The organism is Singulisphaera photorubra (assembly GCF_045290345.1).
Lineage (GTDB): Bacteria > Planctomycetota > Planctomycetia > Isosphaerales > Isosphaeraceae > Singulisphaera.
Map to the genome: position 1 here is coordinate 6,890,912 of NZ_CP155447.1, position 17,924 is coordinate 6,908,835.

8 protein-coding genes are annotated in these 17,924 nt (G+C 62.8%); 5 read left to right on the forward strand and 3 right to left on the reverse strand.

Features of this window, described 5'->3' with window-relative positions:
- Positions 1-390 precede the first annotated feature (390 nt).
- The 3 genes from V5E97_RS25855 to V5E97_RS25865 all read left to right on the forward strand — a co-directional run bounded on the left by V5E97_RS25855 (position 391) and on the right by V5E97_RS25865 (position 5,517).
- Complete coding sequence (locus tag V5E97_RS25855; RefSeq protein ID WP_406694472.1) at positions 391-3,336, forward strand: FG-GAP-like repeat-containing protein; 2,946 nt, start codon at positions 391-393, stop codon at positions 3,334-3,336.
- Between the two features lie 601 nt (positions 3,337-3,937).
- Complete coding sequence (locus V5E97_RS25860; RefSeq protein WP_406694473.1) at positions 3,938-4,384, forward strand: hypothetical protein; 447 nt, start codon at positions 3,938-3,940, stop codon at positions 4,382-4,384.
- A gap of 176 nt (positions 4,385-4,560) precedes the next feature.
- Entirely contained in the window at positions 4,561-5,517 is a 957-nt protein-coding gene (locus V5E97_RS25865; RefSeq protein WP_406694474.1) for a DUF1559 family PulG-like putative transporter, read from the forward strand.
- 126 nt (positions 5,518-5,643) lie between these two features.
- Here the strand turns inward: V5E97_RS25865 and V5E97_RS25870 are convergent, their stop codons facing one another.
- Together V5E97_RS25870 and V5E97_RS25875 are read right to left on the reverse strand one after the other, a co-directional pair.
- Positions 5,644-6,570 (reverse strand): GDSL-type esterase/lipase family protein, encoded by a 927-nt coding sequence (locus V5E97_RS25870; RefSeq protein ID WP_406694475.1) that lies wholly within the window; start codon positions 6,568-6,570, stop codon positions 5,644-5,646.
- Positions 6,571-7,331: 761 nt separating this feature from the next.
- Positions 7,332-7,757 carry a hypothetical protein gene (locus V5E97_RS25875; protein ID WP_406694476.1) on the reverse strand — a complete coding sequence of 142 codons (426 nt, stop codon included), beginning with the start codon at positions 7,755-7,757 and terminating at the stop codon, positions 7,332-7,334.
- A 353-nt stretch (positions 7,758-8,110) separates the two neighbouring features.
- Between V5E97_RS25875 and V5E97_RS25880 the strand changes: the two genes are divergently transcribed.
- Entirely contained in the window at positions 8,111-9,019 is a 909-nt protein-coding gene (locus tag V5E97_RS25880; RefSeq protein WP_406694477.1) for an isochorismatase family protein, read from the forward strand.
- Between the two features lie 306 nt (positions 9,020-9,325).
- On the opposite strand, the gene V5E97_RS25885 is transcribed toward V5E97_RS25880, so the two are convergent.
- Entirely contained in the window at positions 9,326-14,146 is a 4,821-nt protein-coding gene (locus tag V5E97_RS25885; protein ID WP_406694478.1) for a N,N-dimethylformamidase beta subunit family domain-containing protein, read from the reverse strand.
- An 840-nt stretch (positions 14,147-14,986) separates the two neighbouring features.
- Here V5E97_RS25885 and V5E97_RS25890 point away from each other — a divergent pair.
- Positions 14,987-17,866, forward strand: coding sequence for a PSD1 and planctomycete cytochrome C domain-containing protein (locus V5E97_RS25890; protein ID WP_406694479.1), 2,880 nt, complete (start codon positions 14,987-14,989; stop codon positions 17,864-17,866).
- Positions 17,867-17,924: the final 58 nt, after the last annotated feature.

A 17,924-nucleotide genomic window follows, 5' to 3' on the forward strand; every position in this document is an offset into this window, starting at 1 on the left:
CCGATTTCTCTACCGTGTGCAACTCATCCGCAATTCGCTCCCGCTCACGCAACTCTCTAATATTAACACATTCGGAGTTCAGGGCTCCCTGTCTTCCGATCCCGGTTTCTCCACTGTGTGCAACTCATCCGTGGACTGTTCAAACTCACGCAATTCTCTAATATTAAAATTTTCGGAGTTCTGATCAGAATAAGAATCCCACTTCCATTGGATATGTGAAGGTTGCCGCGACGACCGTGGGATGATAGAACGAAAATCACTCCTCGTGTACCCATCATCCTGTGCACCGGCCAGGCATCGTACTGTTCCGGAGTTCTCCTGGTTGACCGGGCGATTTCCGATTCAGGCAGATGACCCCGGCCGTGGCGGCGCGTCGCTGGAAGGTGTTCCATGCCTAAGCGTCTCGGGGTCGCGGCTTTCGTTTTGATTGCCGGTCTCATTCTGACCAGGGCCGGGGGATGGGCCATCGACTCGTGGCGAATGCAGACCGCGCTCGGGCGTGCCCGGCAGTCGGTCGCACGGGGGAATTTCCAGGAGGCACGGGCCGAACTTGAACAGATCCTCCCACGCAGTTCAGGGGACGGAGAGCCTGCCTACCTTCTCGGGGTGTGCGCAGCGGGGATGGGGCAGCCCGACGCGGCGATCGAAGCATGGACGCGCGTCCCCGACCGCTCGCCTTTGGCCTGCACCGCCGCCCTGCGCCGCGGTGCCGCCGCGACCGATTGCGGACGGTTCACAGTGGCCGAGGAGGCTCTCGCTTCGGCCATTCGCCACGGTGGAGAGCAGGCCATTGAGGCCCGGGAGCGGTTGCTCCGCCTCCTCTGGCGAGAGGCGAGGTTCGGCGAAGTGGCAGGCCTGATCGAAGACCAATGGCGTGACCTCGTTCGCGCCGGCCGGCTCTCGACGCCGGCCGCCATCGACCTCCTGCGCGGCCATCTCGCCCTGGATCTGGAAACCTTCCCCGTCGATGAGGTCGTGCGCGGGCTCCGGGTCGCCGCGATCGAGGCGCCGGGCGACGACCGGGTCCGGGTCGGTTTGGCCCGCTGGGCGCTCCGCGCGGGCCGGCTTGACGAGGCGGAGTCCCTCCTTGCCGCCTGCGGCACGCAGGAGCCCCCCGACCCCGTGGTCTGGCACGCACGCCTCGACTGGGCACGTGCCGCCGGCCGCGTCAACGAGGCCCGCCAGGCCCTGGCGAAGCTACCGGTTGGTCCGTTCGCGAAGACCGACATCCTGGCCATCCGGGCCTGGTTGGCCGCCCAGCGCAATGACAACGCGACCGAACGGGCCGCGCTGGAAGAACTCGTCGCGCTCGAACCGTCCGATATCAAGGCGCGGGAACGGCTCGCTGAGCTGGTCTACCAATCCGGTGACCTCGAAGGGGCGGCCAGGCTCCGGAAGACCAAGACAGCGCTCGACTCCGCCTTGTTCCGTTACCAAGGCCACTTCAAGAACGACGAGTTCGCCACCCGGCCGCTGGAAATGTTCCGTCTCGCCGACGAACTCGGGCGTCGATTCGAGCGGTTGGCGTTGCTGACCCTGGCCGGCCGCAAGTCCCCAGCCGACCCGGCGGTTCGCCAGGCGCTCGACCTGCCCGCACTCCCCGGCCCGCCAGCTCTGACTGCGCGGCCGGGCCAGACCCTGCTCGACCTGCTCGCAGGCGACCTCAAAACCGACGCCGGGCGGCCCAAGTCCCCAGCACCGGCTCAGCTTGTCCCCCGCTTCACGGACGCTGCTGAGGCGGTCGGCCTCCGGTTCACCTTCGACAGTGGGGCGACTTCAATTTGCCAGCTCCCCGAAGTGATGAGCGGGGGAGTCGGCTTGATTGACGCCGACGGCGACGGATTCCTTGATGTCCTCGCCCTCCAAGGAGGCCCCTTTCCCCCGCGCCCGGATCGCCGGCATGGCGGCGATCGCCTCTTCCACAACCGGGGCGACGGCAGATTCGAGGACGTCACCAACCGTTCCGGCCTGGGCGATACGGGCTCAGGGCAAGGCTACAGTCACGGCCTGGCCGTCGGTGACTACGACAACGACGGTGATGCCGACCTCTTGATCACCCGCTGGCGAGAGTACACCCTGTACCGCAACCGCGGCGACGGCAGGTTCGACGACGTGACGGAGAAGGCCGGCCTCGGCGGGGACCGCGATTGGCCGACCTCGGCCGCATTCGCCGACCTTGATGGCGATGGCGACCTCGACCTCTACGTCTGCCATTATTTGAAGTGGGACGCCGACCACCCCCGGCTCTGCCCGAATTCGTCCGGAACCGGCTACCTGTCATGCGACCCCCGCCACTTCGGAGCGCTTCCCGACCACGTCTTCCGCAACGACGGCGGCCAGTTTGTCGACGTCACGAACGAGGCGGTCCCCACCGACCACAACGGCCGAGGGCTCGGCGTGGTCGCCTCCGACCTCGACGGCGACGGCCAGGTCGACCTGTTCGTTGCGAACGACGGCTCGGCCAACTACTTCTATCGCAACCTCGGCGGCTTCCGCTTCGAGGAGGTCGCGCTTTCCGCAGGCGTCGCCTGCAACGCCGGGGGCTCCTTCCAGGCCGGAATGGGGACGGCGGTCGGCGACCTCGACGGCGATGGCAAGCCCGACCTCCTCGTCACCAACTTCTATGGAGAATCGACGACCTACTTCTCCAACCTCGGCCAGGGCATGTTCACCGACCGGACCGGGGCGGTCGGCCTTGCCGCCCCGAGCCGGTCGCTTCTCGGATTCGGGATCGCCCTCTTCGACGCAAACAACGACGGGTTTCTTGATCTGGCGACCGCCAACGGACATGTCAGTGATACCCGCCCCGCCTTCCCCTTTGCGATGCCGACCCAACTCCTCCTCGGCGGCGGCAAGTCGGGACGCCTGACCGAAGTGACCGGCGCGGCCGGCCCTGCCTGGTCGGTCCCCCGGATCGGCCGAGGGCTCGCCGCGGGCGACCTCGACAACGACGGCCAAGTCGACGTCCTGGTCATCGATCAGGCCGGCCCGCTCGCCTTCTTCCATAACCAGACCGAGAAGACCGGCCACTTTCTCACCCTCGGCTTGTCAGGCGCGAAGTCCAACCGCGATTCGGTGGGAGCCGTCGTCACCGTCAGGGCCGGCGGGCGCGTCCGCCACGCCTGGCGCGTGGGCGGGGGCAGCTACCTTTCCGCCGCCGACCCACGCCTCCACTTCGGACTCGGTCCCGCCACTCTGGTTGACGAGGTCATTGTTCGTTGGCCCTCAGGGCACTTGGACCGGCATCACAACCTCGCCGCCGATACCGGGTTCCTGCTCCGGGAAGGGTGCCTCATCCCTCAAACGCTGCCTGGCTTCCCTGTCGGCGCACGCTGAAAGTCATTCGGCTTCGATCTCACCGGAACTCCTTCATTTTCTCTCGCGGAGTCGCCAAATCTCGCATCAATACGTTTCACGCCATGGTCGCCCCAGACCTTGCTCGCAAACGCGATTACGATAGGATCTCGCACCTTCACTTCACGCCATGCGGGCTTGGCTTCTGCTCATATCGGCAGCTCGCCCCCGGCCCGTGCGTCACCGAGGTCGCTCGAGAGAAAGACACCACCGGAGCCGCCGCGGAGACCGACGACACCGAACGATCCCGTGGCGTCGGTCCCGTCCCGACTCCCAAGCCAGCCAACACTTCGTCAGGATTGCCTCCTCATTTCGAGACGCAGCTATCGTTACAAAACGTGGAATGCCGTGCTTTTCCGATGGCTTCCGCCGAAAAAAGCTCAAAAACGACGTGCTGGTGCAATCAATTCCAGCTCTTAATTATTTAGGTGACCCTCGCGTTTGATAATAATAGGTTGAGAACAACGATAAAGATCGATTCGCCTCTGAAACACCGCTCGCTGCACAGCGAGCGGCTCGCCTAACTACGCATTGCGCCATCCATGATTGGCGTCATGCCCAAGGTCGCCAAGGAAAATCGCCCATGAGGACAACTCACACTCTGATCAAGCTCTCGAGCCTGATCTTGTTCGCCGCGGTCGGGGGATGTGGAGGGGGAGAGAGCGACGACCTGCCCCATCAGGCGGTTTCGGGGACCGTGACGCTGGACGAGCGTCCGCTGGCCCACGGATTCATCCAGTTTCAGCCGACGACGGCGGAAGGGGTCGCCGCGGGTGGAAACGTGACCGACGGAAAGTACGCGATCGATCGGCTCCAGGGTCCGACTCCCGGCGAGTACAAGGTCCTCATCTCGAGTTCCGCGGCACCGGAGTCGCCTTCGGCGCCCCCCCCGCCCCCACCCGGTGCTTCGACGCCGCCCCCGGCCGACCCAATCCCCGCCAAGTACAATACGGCGAGCACGCTAACCGCCAAGGTCGAAGCCGGTAAAGAGAATGCTTTCGACTTTCCGATGAAGTCAAAGTCAAAGTAGTTCACTCAGCCCCCCCATCGACTTCGCACTGATGTCGTTCGACTCCTCGGCCCTTATCCGCAAGTTATCGTTGACGCCAGACACCTGGCGTTTCCTCCTTCCCCATGATCGTTCTTCAGAGAACGCAGGTCGGTTTTCCTGATCAATCCTCCTAAAACTCTGTTCGCGAGGTGGTTATGAAGAGGTGTCGCTATCGCCGCGGATTTACCCTGATTGAACTGTTGGTCGTGATCGCCATCATCGCCGTGTTGATTGCGCTCTTGCTCCCCGCCGTCCAGGCGGCGCGCGAGGCGGCCCGCCGATCCCAGTGCATCAACAATCTCAAGCAGATTGGCCTGGGCGTCATGAACTACGAAAGTGTGAACATGTCGCTGCCCCCCGGCAAGAAGGGGTGCTGCTTTGGAACCTGGACGGTGTTTGTGTTGCCGTTCCTCGAGCAGAATGCAATGTTCAACTCGTGGAACTTCATCGCAGGCCCGGATAACGACGTGGGAGGCGGCATCTTCCGATACAGCGGCGTGGGCAACTCCACCGTGACCCGTAGCCGGATCAACGCCTACACCTGCCCGAGCGACACACCGCAGACCCCATCCGGCAGCATCAATGCGCACAATTACGCATTCAACTACGGGAACCTCGGCAACGCGCAGCAGACGACCCTCAATGGGTTCGCGTTCACGGGTGCTCCCTTCAGCGATCTTTACCCCCCGACCGCGTCAGGGTCGACGACGTCGGCCTGGGGCACCAGGGGCCTTCGTGACCTCACCGACGGGACGAGCAATACGGTCCTCGCCGCCGAGGTCGTGCAGGGGCAGAACGGCGACCTTCGCGGATTCACCCACTGGGGCGACGCGTCGGGCTTCGAGACCTACCTCGCCCCGAACGGCACCTTGCCCGACTGCATCTACACCATCAGCTACTGCAAATATCCTTTCGGAACGAACCCACCCTGTATTCAGTCGACGACCGCATGTCCGAACATGTTCGCATCGCGAAGTCGACACCCGGGCGGGGTCAACGTTGCGATGGGTGACGGCACCGTGAGATTCATCAAGAACTCGATCAGCCTCAACACCTGGCGGGCGATCGGCTCCACCCAGGGGGGCGAGATCGTCAGCGCTGACGCGCTCTGAGTTGAGCCTAGTTAAGTCGTTCGCCGCGATCCTTCGAGATCGAAAGCACAAAAAAGGGGCCAGGATCCGACGAGCGTGTCGGCTCCTGGCCCCTTTCTTTTTGTCATTGCGGCTTCCAGGAGGACTTCAGGAGATCGCGGCCTTGCGCCGTCGGTCGTGAACCAGGAAGCCGACCAGGCCCGCGCCGAGCACGACCAGAGTGGATGGCTCGGGAACGGTCTGCGCCTCCATCTGTGCGGCAATGAGGGCGTAGCCGGCGTCGTTCGGATGCACGTTCCCGTTCGCGATCAAGGTATAGTCGAGCTCATGGCCCAGGATCTGCGTGTACGTATCGACATAGCGACCACCGAAGGCCGCGGCATCCTGTTCGATCAGACCGTTGAGCGCCTGGATGGCCGGGCCGGCGATCGCGCTGAGAGGGTGCCCCGGAATGCCGCCAAATGGATTGTGGTAGCCCAACATCAGGAGGGTTGCATTGGGCAGAGCGGTCTTCAACTCGGTCAGCAGCGTTGTGTAGTTCGCCTGGAACGTGCCAAGGGTCGCGGCGACCTGCGTCTGCTGCTCGATGGGAGTAAGTGCGAGGAATCCGGGGGAGTTGGCCAAGACGAAGAGGTCGTTGGCGCCAAGCTGGACGCTGACGGTGTCGATGGAATGCCCCGTCACATTCTGGGTCAGGAGAATCGCTTGGAGCAGGCTGTGCTGAGTGGGTGTCGGGGTCGCATAATTCGTGTTCAACTGGGGTGCGGGGAAACCACTCTGAGTGCCGTCTCCCTGGGTCCCTCCCTGAAGGAAGGTCGTGCTCGTCTCGGCGTCGACTCCCAGGTTGATGACCGCGGGACGGGCACCGCCATTGAGCGTGGCAAGGTGATTCGCGAACAGGCTGACGTAACCGCGATCGGCGTTCGAGGGGTTGTGCGTGAAGTCGGTCTCGCCAAAGGCCATCGAGTCGCCCAGGGCGAGGTAAGTCGGCATCGCGGCGGCGCTGGCCGACCGAGACGCCATGATGGCCAAGGCTGCGAAGATCAGCAGGGCAATGCGGAGGGTGCGTAACATGATTCGAGTCGTGCTCCCACAGGATCCATCCAGAAGAGAACAGTCAGGGCCACATCGCCCCGAAGCATCGTCGCATTCAGCCGTGAGCCCATTTTCTTGGATCAGGCCGAAATCGTCCCTGTCATCTGTGTGAACAGGGCGCTGTTGGTTTCGAGAGAATTCCTATCTCGAATGACTGAGTTCAGCAATCCCACATCCACATATTTCACATTACCATAATAATCCACATGAGCGCATGGCTGATTTCCCTAACAAAAAAACATCAACGATCCGCGACAGAGCGAAAGCACCGATGATTCTTGCGGTTACCGCAACGGGTTGGTTTGCAGTCGCACGGCCGGCCCGGCCGTATTTCCCTCGTGGTCGGCGCGAGTCTGAGGAATTGCCTTGGGCCGTGGGGGATACGGCCGGGCCGGCCGTCCTACGGATTCGACCGGGCCGGAAATCCCGCGAGATTCTCGCCCAATCGCGGATCATTGAAACTATTCTGTAGCTGGGGTCTGCAACCCCGGCTACAACGGCCCCGGGGTCACAGACCCCGGCTACAACGATGTAAGCGACACGAGGGTAAACCGCTGTAGGCAACAGGCAAGATGCGACTCATATCACACCGAAATATCAACGTACACCAATTTCAATTCGCCGCACACTCAAACCATTATTTACGCATTATTCCAACCCAAGAAAACGCTAACAATCCATAACCTAGCGAATGTTTTTCTTACATTCCTTAAATGCCCCCTTCTCGCTTCTCCACAAATTCACTTGAAGTTGAACGTAAGTTTCAGCAAGACACCGTTCAGCTTATCCACTCCCTGTTTTTCCGGGTCGTACCAGATCACGGCCGACCCCTTTCCGTCCAGGCCGATCAATCCCAGCGGCACCGAGGGGGATTCGAACCGTTTGCCGGGGATCCGAAGGGATTTATCCTGCTGCTCGCTGGCGATGCTCTCCATTCGGTCGATCAGATATGCCTGAGCGAACAGGGAGAGCTTCGTCAGGTCCAGGGTGAGGAGCGAGCCGGTGCCGGGCTGGCACAAGCCCTTGACCTCCTGCTTGAAGAGAAATCCCGGGCTCAGATCGAATGCCAGGCCCGCCCCGGCGGGGAGCGGCTTCAGCCCCTGACTTTCGGCGAACTTGTTGAAACCGAGGCTCAAAATCCCGCCAATGATATCGCACTTATCCACAGAACTCCTCCCTATCGTTAAGCAAAGCTTGGTACTATCTCCATAACAGTGGCCCATAGACTGCACGAGCAATGGCTTTTCCACAGCCTGAATGGGGCAACGGTTCCGTGCCGATGGCGGAAACCATTTCTCTCCGGGGTGGCAACGATCCCGCTCGTCGGAAGAACTTCACCTGCATGGCTGCCCTCAGGTTCGTGATTTCCGGAGCGCCTTGCATTAAGATACGGCCTGGGCTAACCCGGTGACTGGCTGGCCTCGCTTTTTGGTTGCGGAGGAGGAAGACGGCCCCTTCGACAACCGCCGCGAAACTCACAGACAACGTCAACGGCAACCCCCGCCAACGGAGTGATCTCATGGATCCCGATCCCGAAACGTCCCGTCGCGAGTTTTTGAAGACATCGGCCACAGCGGGCGCCGCGGTGACGATGCTCTCGGACCTGTCACCCCTATTGGCCCAATCGACACCAAAGGCCCCTCAACTGCACGAAGATCATTCAAACCTGCATATCAAACCTCGATACTATCGCTGGCACGTGGATCCAGGCGTCGAGTGGATCGAGACCAACACGGCCCACGCGACACTCGACTGGACAATCCCGTTGTCTCAGGTGGCGCTCGTGCTCGTGGACGTCTGGGATCATCACTACCTCCTCGACACCGAGGCTCGGGCCGAAGCGATCATTGACGAGAAGCTGGTGCCGCTGCTGGCCGCATGCCGCACGGCCCGCCTGCCGATCATTCACGCCCCCTCGCCGGCGCAAGCCACGTCACATCCCAACTGGGTGAATCTCATCAGCAAAGCCGAGAAGGCGCCGAAACGCGAGGACTGGCCGCCGGCGGAATTTCGCGGCAAGAGCGGCCCATATCAGCCCTACAGACGACCAGATGAACCACGACAACCGGAACTGAACAAGCTCAGCGCCGAGCGCAAACTTCATCCCAAGATCCAGCCACTCGCCGGCGAACCGGTCATCGCGACAGGCGAGGAACTCCATCGCTACTGCCAACAACACGGCGTGCTCTTTCTCCTCTTTGCCGGTTTCAACACCAACGCCTGCATTCTTGTGAGAGACTACGGCACGCTGGCCATGAATCAACGTGGCTACGAGGTCATCGTCGTTCGCGACTGCACGACCGGCATGGAGTCGAGCACGACGCAGTCGACACTCAGCCAGACCCACGGCGCCATCCTCTTCTTGGAGATGTTCGGCAACTCCTCCGTCACCTCCGACGAGATCATCGCCGGACTGCCCAAAGCCTGAAACTCGAAGAATCTGAGGCTGTCGCCACGTTACCGGGGGCTCTTCGTCAGCCCAAAGACAGGGAGTTCACACTCCCCGCTCGCCTCCGGAAGGCGAGCGAAGACCAACAGCCAAGGGACGACCCCGATCGTGGTTCCCTTGGATTTCGCTCGCCGGGAAGGCGAGCGGGGAGCATGAGCTCCCTGTCTTTGGGCCTTCGCAAGGGCTGGCTCGTTTGACACCGTGGCAACGACACTTCGTCCTCCGACCTCCCCTCTTGTCGCAGTGTGATTCAAAGGCCTTCTCAGATCAAGCGAAGCCGATCCGTCAGGAACGGCGGGAGCCATGGAACGAGACAAACGGGTCTGACACCAGACGTGAGCGCCTGGCGCGGGCCTGGATCAGTTCCAAGGCGAGCTGAGAGAGTGTGGAATCGTCCACGGGGATCCGAAGATCCTCCTGAGCCAGAGAGTCCAGTGCGTTAGCCAGGGAGAACAAAGGCTGGGGACCGGCCGCGGCCTCGACGACGACGGGCTCCATTGCCTCCGGGGTCAAGAGGGAGGAAACCGACGGCGCGGTCGGTACTTCCATCGCTGCCAGGCCGCCGGATCCGCCGCCGATCGGAGTATTCATGTCCGTCTGGATCTCGGACTGTGCCAGGGCCCGGCTGTAAACCCGGACCTCGTCGATCCGGCCGTTGAAGTATTCGCCCCAGATCGCGTTGCCGCCGATCCGCAAGGCGTTCGCCGAGGTAACGATGGTTCCGGCGAGAGCGCGGGTCTGAACCAACGTCCCATTGACGTAAAGCCGCATCGTAGCGCCGTCGTAGGTAGACGCCACATGCGTCCATGTATTCAGCGCCAGGGCCGACGCCCCCACCACGTTGTAGTCCGCCCCCGACCTGTTAATATAGCTGGCCGGCGGCTGGCCGCTGTTGTCCGAGGCATAGATGGCATAGGCTAGGCCGCCGGGCCGTTCCTTGAGGATCGCGGTGGTCCAGCCATTCAAGGCAACCGGATTCACCCAGGCCTCGAGCGTCATTCCGCTGGTCAGGTCCAACAGACTATTATCGTTCACCGTTACCAGCGCGTTTGTGCCGTTGAAAACAAGCGCATTGCCGAAGCGTCCGGCGGCCGTCCAGGTCGCGTTGGAAAGGATGCCGTTCAGGCCATGACCGGAGTCGTCCGTAGTGGTCGTGCCCGTCCCTTCATTGAAGCCATAAGCGGCGACGAGGGCGGTGGCAACGGTATTGGAGACGGTCACCGTCACCGCGGCGGAAGTGGCCACGTTCCCCGCCGCGTCACGGGCGAGGGCAGTGAGGACATGCACACCGTTGGCCACCCCGATCGTATTCCAAGTCAACGCATAGGGGGCGACCGTGTCCTCCGCGCCGAGCGCTACGCCGTCGAGCAGGAACTGGACCCCGGCGACCCTCACGTTGTCCGACGCGTTAGCCGTGACCGTCGACGTACCGGTGACGGCCGCCCCGTTGGCCGGGCCGGTGAGCGCCACCGTGGGTGCGACGGCGTCGCGGACAATGCGGATCGCCTGGCTGCTCCCCACGTAGAGGCTCGTGCTGTTGAACGAGACCAGAAGCCGGTTAGCCCCCTGCGTCCCGCTGTCCTTGATGCCCACCGTCGCGCTGGCCCCGTTGGCCCGGGAATCGCCCGTGGCGAGGCTCGGATAGTTGAAGAGGATGTCGCCGGCGGAGGCGCCTGTGTTCAGCGTCAGGATCGCCTGAAAGGTCACCGGTGTTGGGGAGGTCGGGGCACCCTGGACGCGGTTCCACTCGAGAATCAAGCGGTCGTTCGTGCCGTCTAAGTTGGTGTCCTCGTACTTCGCCAGGATCATGGCATTCCCGGTGGTGTTGATCCAGTCGTCCCAGAGGGGAGCGATGGCGCGCTGGGTCGGCGCGGAGGTGAGGTTGGCGTTACTGCCGGAAGTGTTGGCGCTGGCGAACGTGATCAGTCCATTGGTGCTGACGTTCAGCGTGGTATAGCTGGTGCCGTAGAAGTTGAAGGTCAGACCGCTGCTGAGGGTGATCGCATTGCTATTGTTGTCCCCGGTGGCGCGAATAGTGGTCACGCCGAGATCCCCCGGAACAAGATCAAGGGCCTCGAACGGCTGGGTGTAGGCGGCGTATCCAAACCCGTCGCTGCCGATCAGGGTCACTTCATCATCCACGATCGTCCCCTGGCCTTGCGGATCCGCGAGGGTGGCGTTCGTCGGGGCGCTCAGGTTGAGGAAGAAGGCCTCATTCCCCTCGGGGAGCGTGTCGCCAAGGATCAGGACGGTGACCGACTTGCTCGTCTCGCCAGGGGCGAAGGTCAAGGTGGCGGGGGGGATGGCGAGATAGTCGCTGCCCGCGGTAGCCGTACCGTTGGCCGTGGCATAAGTGACCGTCACGGCCTGAGCGCTCGGTACGGACAGAGTCACGTTGAAGACGGCGTTGACAGTGCCGGAGTTCCCCTCGATCACGGCCAGGTCGTTGACGGCGAGCACGGGGAGCGGAGCGGCGGCGGTCGTGAAGGACCAGGTAACGCTCGCCATGGCGTTACCGGCCGTATCCTTGGCGTTATTGACGGTGACGAGGTAGGTCGTTTGAGCCAGGAGCGGTGCCGAGGGCGTGAACGTGGCCGTGTTCGTCGCACTGTTGTAGGCAAGCGATCCCGAGACGGCTCCCCCTGGTCCCGACAGAGTCATCGCCACGGTCCCCGTCTGGAGCGCTTCGCTGAAGGTCGCGGTAATCACCGCGGTCGTGGAGACATTGCCCGCATTCGCAATCGGTGAACGAGTGCTGATAGTCGGGGGTGTCGTGTCCGCGGCGGAGGCAGTGAAGAGGGGATCCACCCAGTAATTGCTCCCATTGTACGTGCTCGTGGGGAACCCGCCGCTGCTTCCGTAGAGGTAGACTCCGTTTCCACCGCTGACTGCGCTGGCGGGCGCATGAAGGGACCCGTTATCGAATCCGGAATTCGAGAAATAATTCACATTAACGGCATATCCGCCCACCGGAGCGAAATAGGAAACGACATAGGTTGTATTTGCCGTGATGGCGACGGGACTGGGAAAGGAGACTTGCTGCCATCCCGTGGCGGACTCATTGATGAAGGTGGCCGTTGCCAGGAGGCTTCCGGTGGAGGTCCAGAGGTGCGCGACGTGTGTGCCGGTGTTGCTCAGTCCTTTGTAGAAGCGAATCCCGGTGATCGATCCGGCGACATCACTGGTAAACTTCAGTCCAAGTTCGACGGCATTCCGATCATTCTCGGAGGCAACGGCAGGCGTTACCGAGCTATTCCAGAGCGAGTTCGCAACCGACACGGTGACAGTGACGGCGACCCCTGTCGTCGGGACCTCCAAGTTGACGCTGTCATCGACCGCCCGTGTCCGGATGCTGGTGGCTCCGCCGATGGTTGGCGTCCAGTTGTAGCTCCAGGAGGTGCGGCCGGTCGCCCGATGCCAGGTGAGACCGCCGTCGGTGGAGATCTCGACGGCGGCGATGATGCCACCTCCGGTGTCCGTGGCCGTGCCACTGATCGTAATGGGGGTACCGCCCTGGAGGGTCGCGCCGTTCACCAGGCTCGTAATGACCGACGTCGGCCGAGCCGTATCGGTCGAGGCGGTGGTGGCCACCAGCCCCGGCTGAAGCGAGCCAGGCTGGATGCCCATGTCGGCGAACAGGTTGACGGTGGCTTGTTGCATCCGGACATCGGGCACGGTAGCCGGCCCGTCGTGGGTGGCGTCCAGGCCGAACGACCATTGCACGGTGCCGGCCCCGAAGACCAAGGCGCCGCTGTCGTCCCGGTAGAGCGTCAGGCTGTGCGTGGCGGTCGCCGGCCCGTAATTGCTGCCGTTGTCCAGGATCCGCTGCGGCACGTTCTCGACGGTGGAGGAGAGCCGGATGAGGCCGGCCGGCCGCGACCCGTTGTCGAGGTCCTCGTCCCACTCGTAGCCGAGCGTGCCGTTGGACAGGGTGGCGGTCTGCCCCGCCTGGAGCGTGGCGACGCTCGTGTTGCGCCAGAACCGCAGCTTGCCCTCGGCCTCGGGGACCTTGATGGCGGTGCCAAAATCGCCGCCCGCCCCCTGGTTGACGGTGAAGATCGTGCCGGTCAGGCTGTTCTCCGGCCGCCCGCCGTCCGCCGGTGGGCTGAACCGTGGGTCGCGCCAGGTCCCCGTCCAGACATTCGCCACCGGGTCGATCTTGGCGTTGGCGTGCGTCTCCTTGTAACAGACCAAGGTCCGGTAGGGGGTGCCAGAGCCGTCGATGCTCGTCTCCCAGCGCGTCTTCCAGAACACCTCATTACCACTGAAGAAGGCCAGGTTCACTCCCGCGTCCCGCGCGGCCTCGACGTTGTTCCGCTGTCCGCCGGACCAGTATTCATCGTGGCCGACCGACAGGAACGCCTTGTGCTCGAGGATCTCGGCCCCGCGCCGGTCACTGTCCACGTCCGTGAAGTAGCTGACGTTGTAGCCGTTCTTTTCCATCCACCGTACCATCGGGTACTCGGCCCAGAAGAACCAGTTGGTCACGCCTAGACCGCCGGCGGTGGCCCGCGTATTCCAGGGCCGGTTATAGCTCACCTTGACGGCCCGGGCACCGTACGAGGAGGAGCCCTCGTACAGGCTGTTGCCCCCGTAGTTGTTGTAGGCCTGCCAGGTGGTATCGGAGGTCTGGTAGAGCAGGTCCGAGTGGCCGTCGTCGTCCCTCACGACAAAGGGGATGTGGCTGGCCCCGCCGGTATCGTCGCGGATGAGCTTGGCGAGATAGAGCCCCGAGGTGGCGCTGGCCGGGACCGCCCAGGTCGCGGACACCGACCAATTGCCGCAGTCCAACAACCCCGTCACAGAATCGCGCAGGCCAGCCGGCTGGGCCTGTCTCTGGGTCGACGACGAGGAAATCGTGGCGACCTTACGAGCACCGAGCCCGCCATAGTAGCCCAGCCGATAAATATCAATATGGTACGCGACTCTCGCCGTATCATTGATCTTGAAGGAAACGGTTTGCCCTTGGTCTACGCTGATATCCGTGGCGAACCCCTGAAGGCTCGAATCGCCGGCGCCGTTGATGTCCCACTCACTCGCTGGATTGCCCGGCAGCAGGTTTTCATCAACAATCGGGTTACTGGCCAGAAGAGTCCGATCTTCCAACACCTCAATCCCTAACCGGGCCCTGCCGCTGCAAGCCCCGCGAGAAACGCGAGTGGTCGAACGAATAGCGCGTGGCGTCTCACGGAATCTCATCGCCAATCTCCTTAATGAATTCCGGAAAATGAACGACGTAGAGCCCGAGCCGCGTTGCAAGACAGGCCAGGTTCAACACCGTTCACGTGCAGCCCAACATCGGCCCCACCGATCCCTCGTTGATCCGTCTCCTGACTCTCAACGTGAAGAGGTTCCGGACATCATCGTCCAGACGGCACATCATTCAATCTGCCGTGGCATCTCGCGAAGTTCAATAGGATCATTTCAATGAAATTGATTTTTCAACACGTTCCAATTTTCTAAGCGCCCACAACTTAAGGCATTTTTTAATTTCAAAGCTTCAGTCTGCATTTGGTTTTGCTAATTTAATTTTGTGACGCACGCGACCAAGGGATACAAGAATCGTGACGTTACCAACGGCCAGAGGAACATTCACAGGTTCATCGCTCGCCGAATCAAGCGGAACAGGGAATGTGAATGGCGCAGACCGGACTTCTCATGGACAAGGCCGGAATCGTCTGGCAGAATGACGACGTCTGATCAACCTTTGCTTGACAGGCCTCAAAATTACGGAAGGATGGCCGCGGTCTTGCTCAGCCTGCTGGGCGTCATAGCTTGTCCCCAAGACTTGCAACCAGTTTTCTCAAGAGGACCATGCCCACCTTGCTTGGCGGCACGTTGCGTCGAGTCGTAAGTTCGTCACAATACGAGGCGCCCGCCTCGCCTCTTCTTTTGTGATCGATTTTCGGTCGCTTGAGAGTCCGCGATAAGGTCCAGGAGCCGATCATGCTCGCGTCGAATCGTCGCTCTCGCGTCCTGATCGTGCTCGTCTTTGGTGCGATCCTACTCCCTCGAGAAGCACCGGGGGCCGAACCGGTCGACTACACCCGTCAGGTCAAGCCGATCCTGAAGCAGCGCTGTTACGCGTGCCATGGAGCGCTCAAGCGACAGGCCAACCTCCGCCTGGACACGGGCCAGTCCATTCGCCGCGGAGGCGATGGGGGCCCCGCGGCCGAGCCGGGTCAAGGGGACGAAAGCCTCTTGCTTGATCGCGTCAGCGAGACGGAAACCTCGCTGCGGATGCCGCCGGAAGGAGCCCCACTGACGACCGAGCAGGTGGCGGTCCTGCGTGCCTGGATTGAGCAAGGGGCCAAATCGCCGGCCGACGAAGCACCCGAGACCGACCCGCGAAAGCACTGGGCGTTCCTCCCGCCCGTTCGCCCCCCCGTACCGGCCTTGAGCAATCCGTCCTGGATCCGCGACCCCATCGACGCGTTCGTTGCCGAGGAGCACGAACGGAGGGGCCTGACACCGCTCCCGGCCGCCGAACCGCACGTCCTGCTTCGTCGGCTCTACCTCGACCTGATCGGGCTTGCTCCGACGCGTGCTCAATTGCATGAATTCCTCGCCGATCCGTCTGACGCCGCTTACGAACGGATTGTGGACCGGCTCCTGGCGAGCCCCCAATACGGCGAACGGTGGGGGCGGCACTGGATGGACGTCTGGCGTTACAGTGACTGGTACGGTCGCCGCGCCGTGCCCGACGTGCTCAACAGCTACGCGCAGATCTGGCGCTGGCGGGATTGGATCGTCCGCTCACTGAACGAGGACAAAGGGTACGACCGCATGGTCAGCGAGATGCTCGCGGCCGATGAAATCGCCCCGATCGACGATGCAAACGTGGTGGCCACCGGATTCCTCGTCCGCAACTTCTATCGCTGGAACTACAACACATGGATGAAGGATAACGTCGAGCACACCGGCAAGGCGTTCCTCGGCCTCACGTTCAACTGTGCCCACTGTCACGACCATAAATACGACCCGATCAAGCATGAGGATTACTTCGCCCTCCGCGCGATCTTCGAACCGATCGAAATCAGGCACGACCGCGTGGCGGGTGAGCCCGACCCCGGCCCCTACCCAAAATATGACTACGGCAAGTCCTACAAGCCGATCACCTCGGGACTCGTGCGGGTGTTCGACGAGAAGCTCGACGCCAAGACCTTCTTCTACACCCGGGGAGAGTCGCGCAACGTCGTCCCGGGCCGGCCTCCGATCCTTCCCGGAATGCCAGGGTTCCTGGGGGGCGCGTCGTTCCAGGTCCGACCGATCGACTTGCCACCGGAGTCCTCCTACCCTGGCTTGAGAGCGTTCCTCCGCAAGGACGAGGTCGGAGCACGGGACGCAGCCCTCGCCAAGGCAAACGCGGATCTCGCCAGGTCCCAGGCATTGGCCGAGGCCGCAGAGCGGGCGCTGGCCGACCGCGAAGCGCGGCTGGTCCCCGGCAACCCAAGAGCGTTCGCCGACCCGCTCCTGGGCGTCCTCGCCTTCCCGGAGGCTGCGCCCTCTGTTCGCGAACTGCAAGCCGCCCGAACCGCGCTCGAGGCCGCCCGAGCCGCCGTCAGCCTTGATGAAGCAGGGCAGGATGCGGCGCAGGCCGAGCATGACGCCATTCAAGCCCGGATCGCGGCGGACGACGCAAATGTGGCCTCCTCCGCGGGCGAGGCCGCGGCACGCCGTCGCTCGGCCGCCAAGGCCGAGCGCCTCGCCATGGTGGCTCGGGCTGCGATCGGCGTGGTTCGCGAGGAAAACGCCGTGGCCGCCGCTCGAGACAAGCCGACGACCGAACTCAAGTCGGCCCTACAAAAGCTTGCGGCGGCCCGCAAATCTCTCGAGAACGCACGAACCGAGATCGCCACGGATTCGCCCGACTATACGCCGCTCAGCCCGGTTTATCCGACCCGGAGCACAGGGAGACGGGCCGCTCTGGCCCGCTGGATCACCGACCGAGCCAACCCGCTGGCAGCTCGCGTCGCCGTCAACCACCTCTGGCGTTGGCATTTTGGCAACCCCCTGGTGGCCACGACGAGCGACTTCGGCCGCAACGGCGCGCAGCCGACCCACCCCAAGTTGCTCGACTGGCTCGCCGTCGAACTGATGGAGCCGACAACCCCCGGCGCCCGGGCGTGGTCAATGAAGGCACTCCATCGCCGGCTCGTCACCAGCGCCTCATACCGGATGCGTTCCCAACTCACCGGAGCCAGCGAGGCGGATCGGAACCGGGGCATCGATCGAGAGAACCAGTGGTATTGGCACTTTCCCGCGACGCGCATGGAGGCGGAAGAGGTCCGCGACGGCCTGCTGCATGCAGCCGGAGCGCTCGATCCGACCATGGGCGGCCCCGATATCGACTTCGCTCAAGGCCTGACCTCACACCGTCGAAGCCTCTACTTCACCCACCACGGCGAGGCCCGGATGACGTTCCTCGAGTTGTTCGACGCCTCCGACGCATGTGATGCCTACAAGCGATCGACCTCGGTCGTGCCCCAGCAGGCGCTCGCCCTGGTCAACAACGAATTGCTCCTCAACCTGAGCCGAACTCTGGCCGACCGGTTATGGGCCGAGGCGGAGAAATCGGCCAGTGACGCGCAAGGCCGCGTCGCAATCTTCCTTGATTCAAGTTTCGAGCAAATTTTGACACGTTTACCATCGGCCCGCGAGCGTGACCTGGCCGGCACCTTCCTCACCAAGCAAGCGGCCCTGCTCGCCCGCGCGGCCGGCTCCCAGGAGTCGGCCGCAAATTCCAACGAAGCCCCCCAAGCCAGGGCCCGGCGAGACCTGGTTCATGCCCTGTTCAGCCATAATGACTTTGTCACGATCCACTAAACGGTCAAAACGAGTCCGTTGATCGCTCAGGCGGATTCTGGGCGCTCCTGAAGCTTGT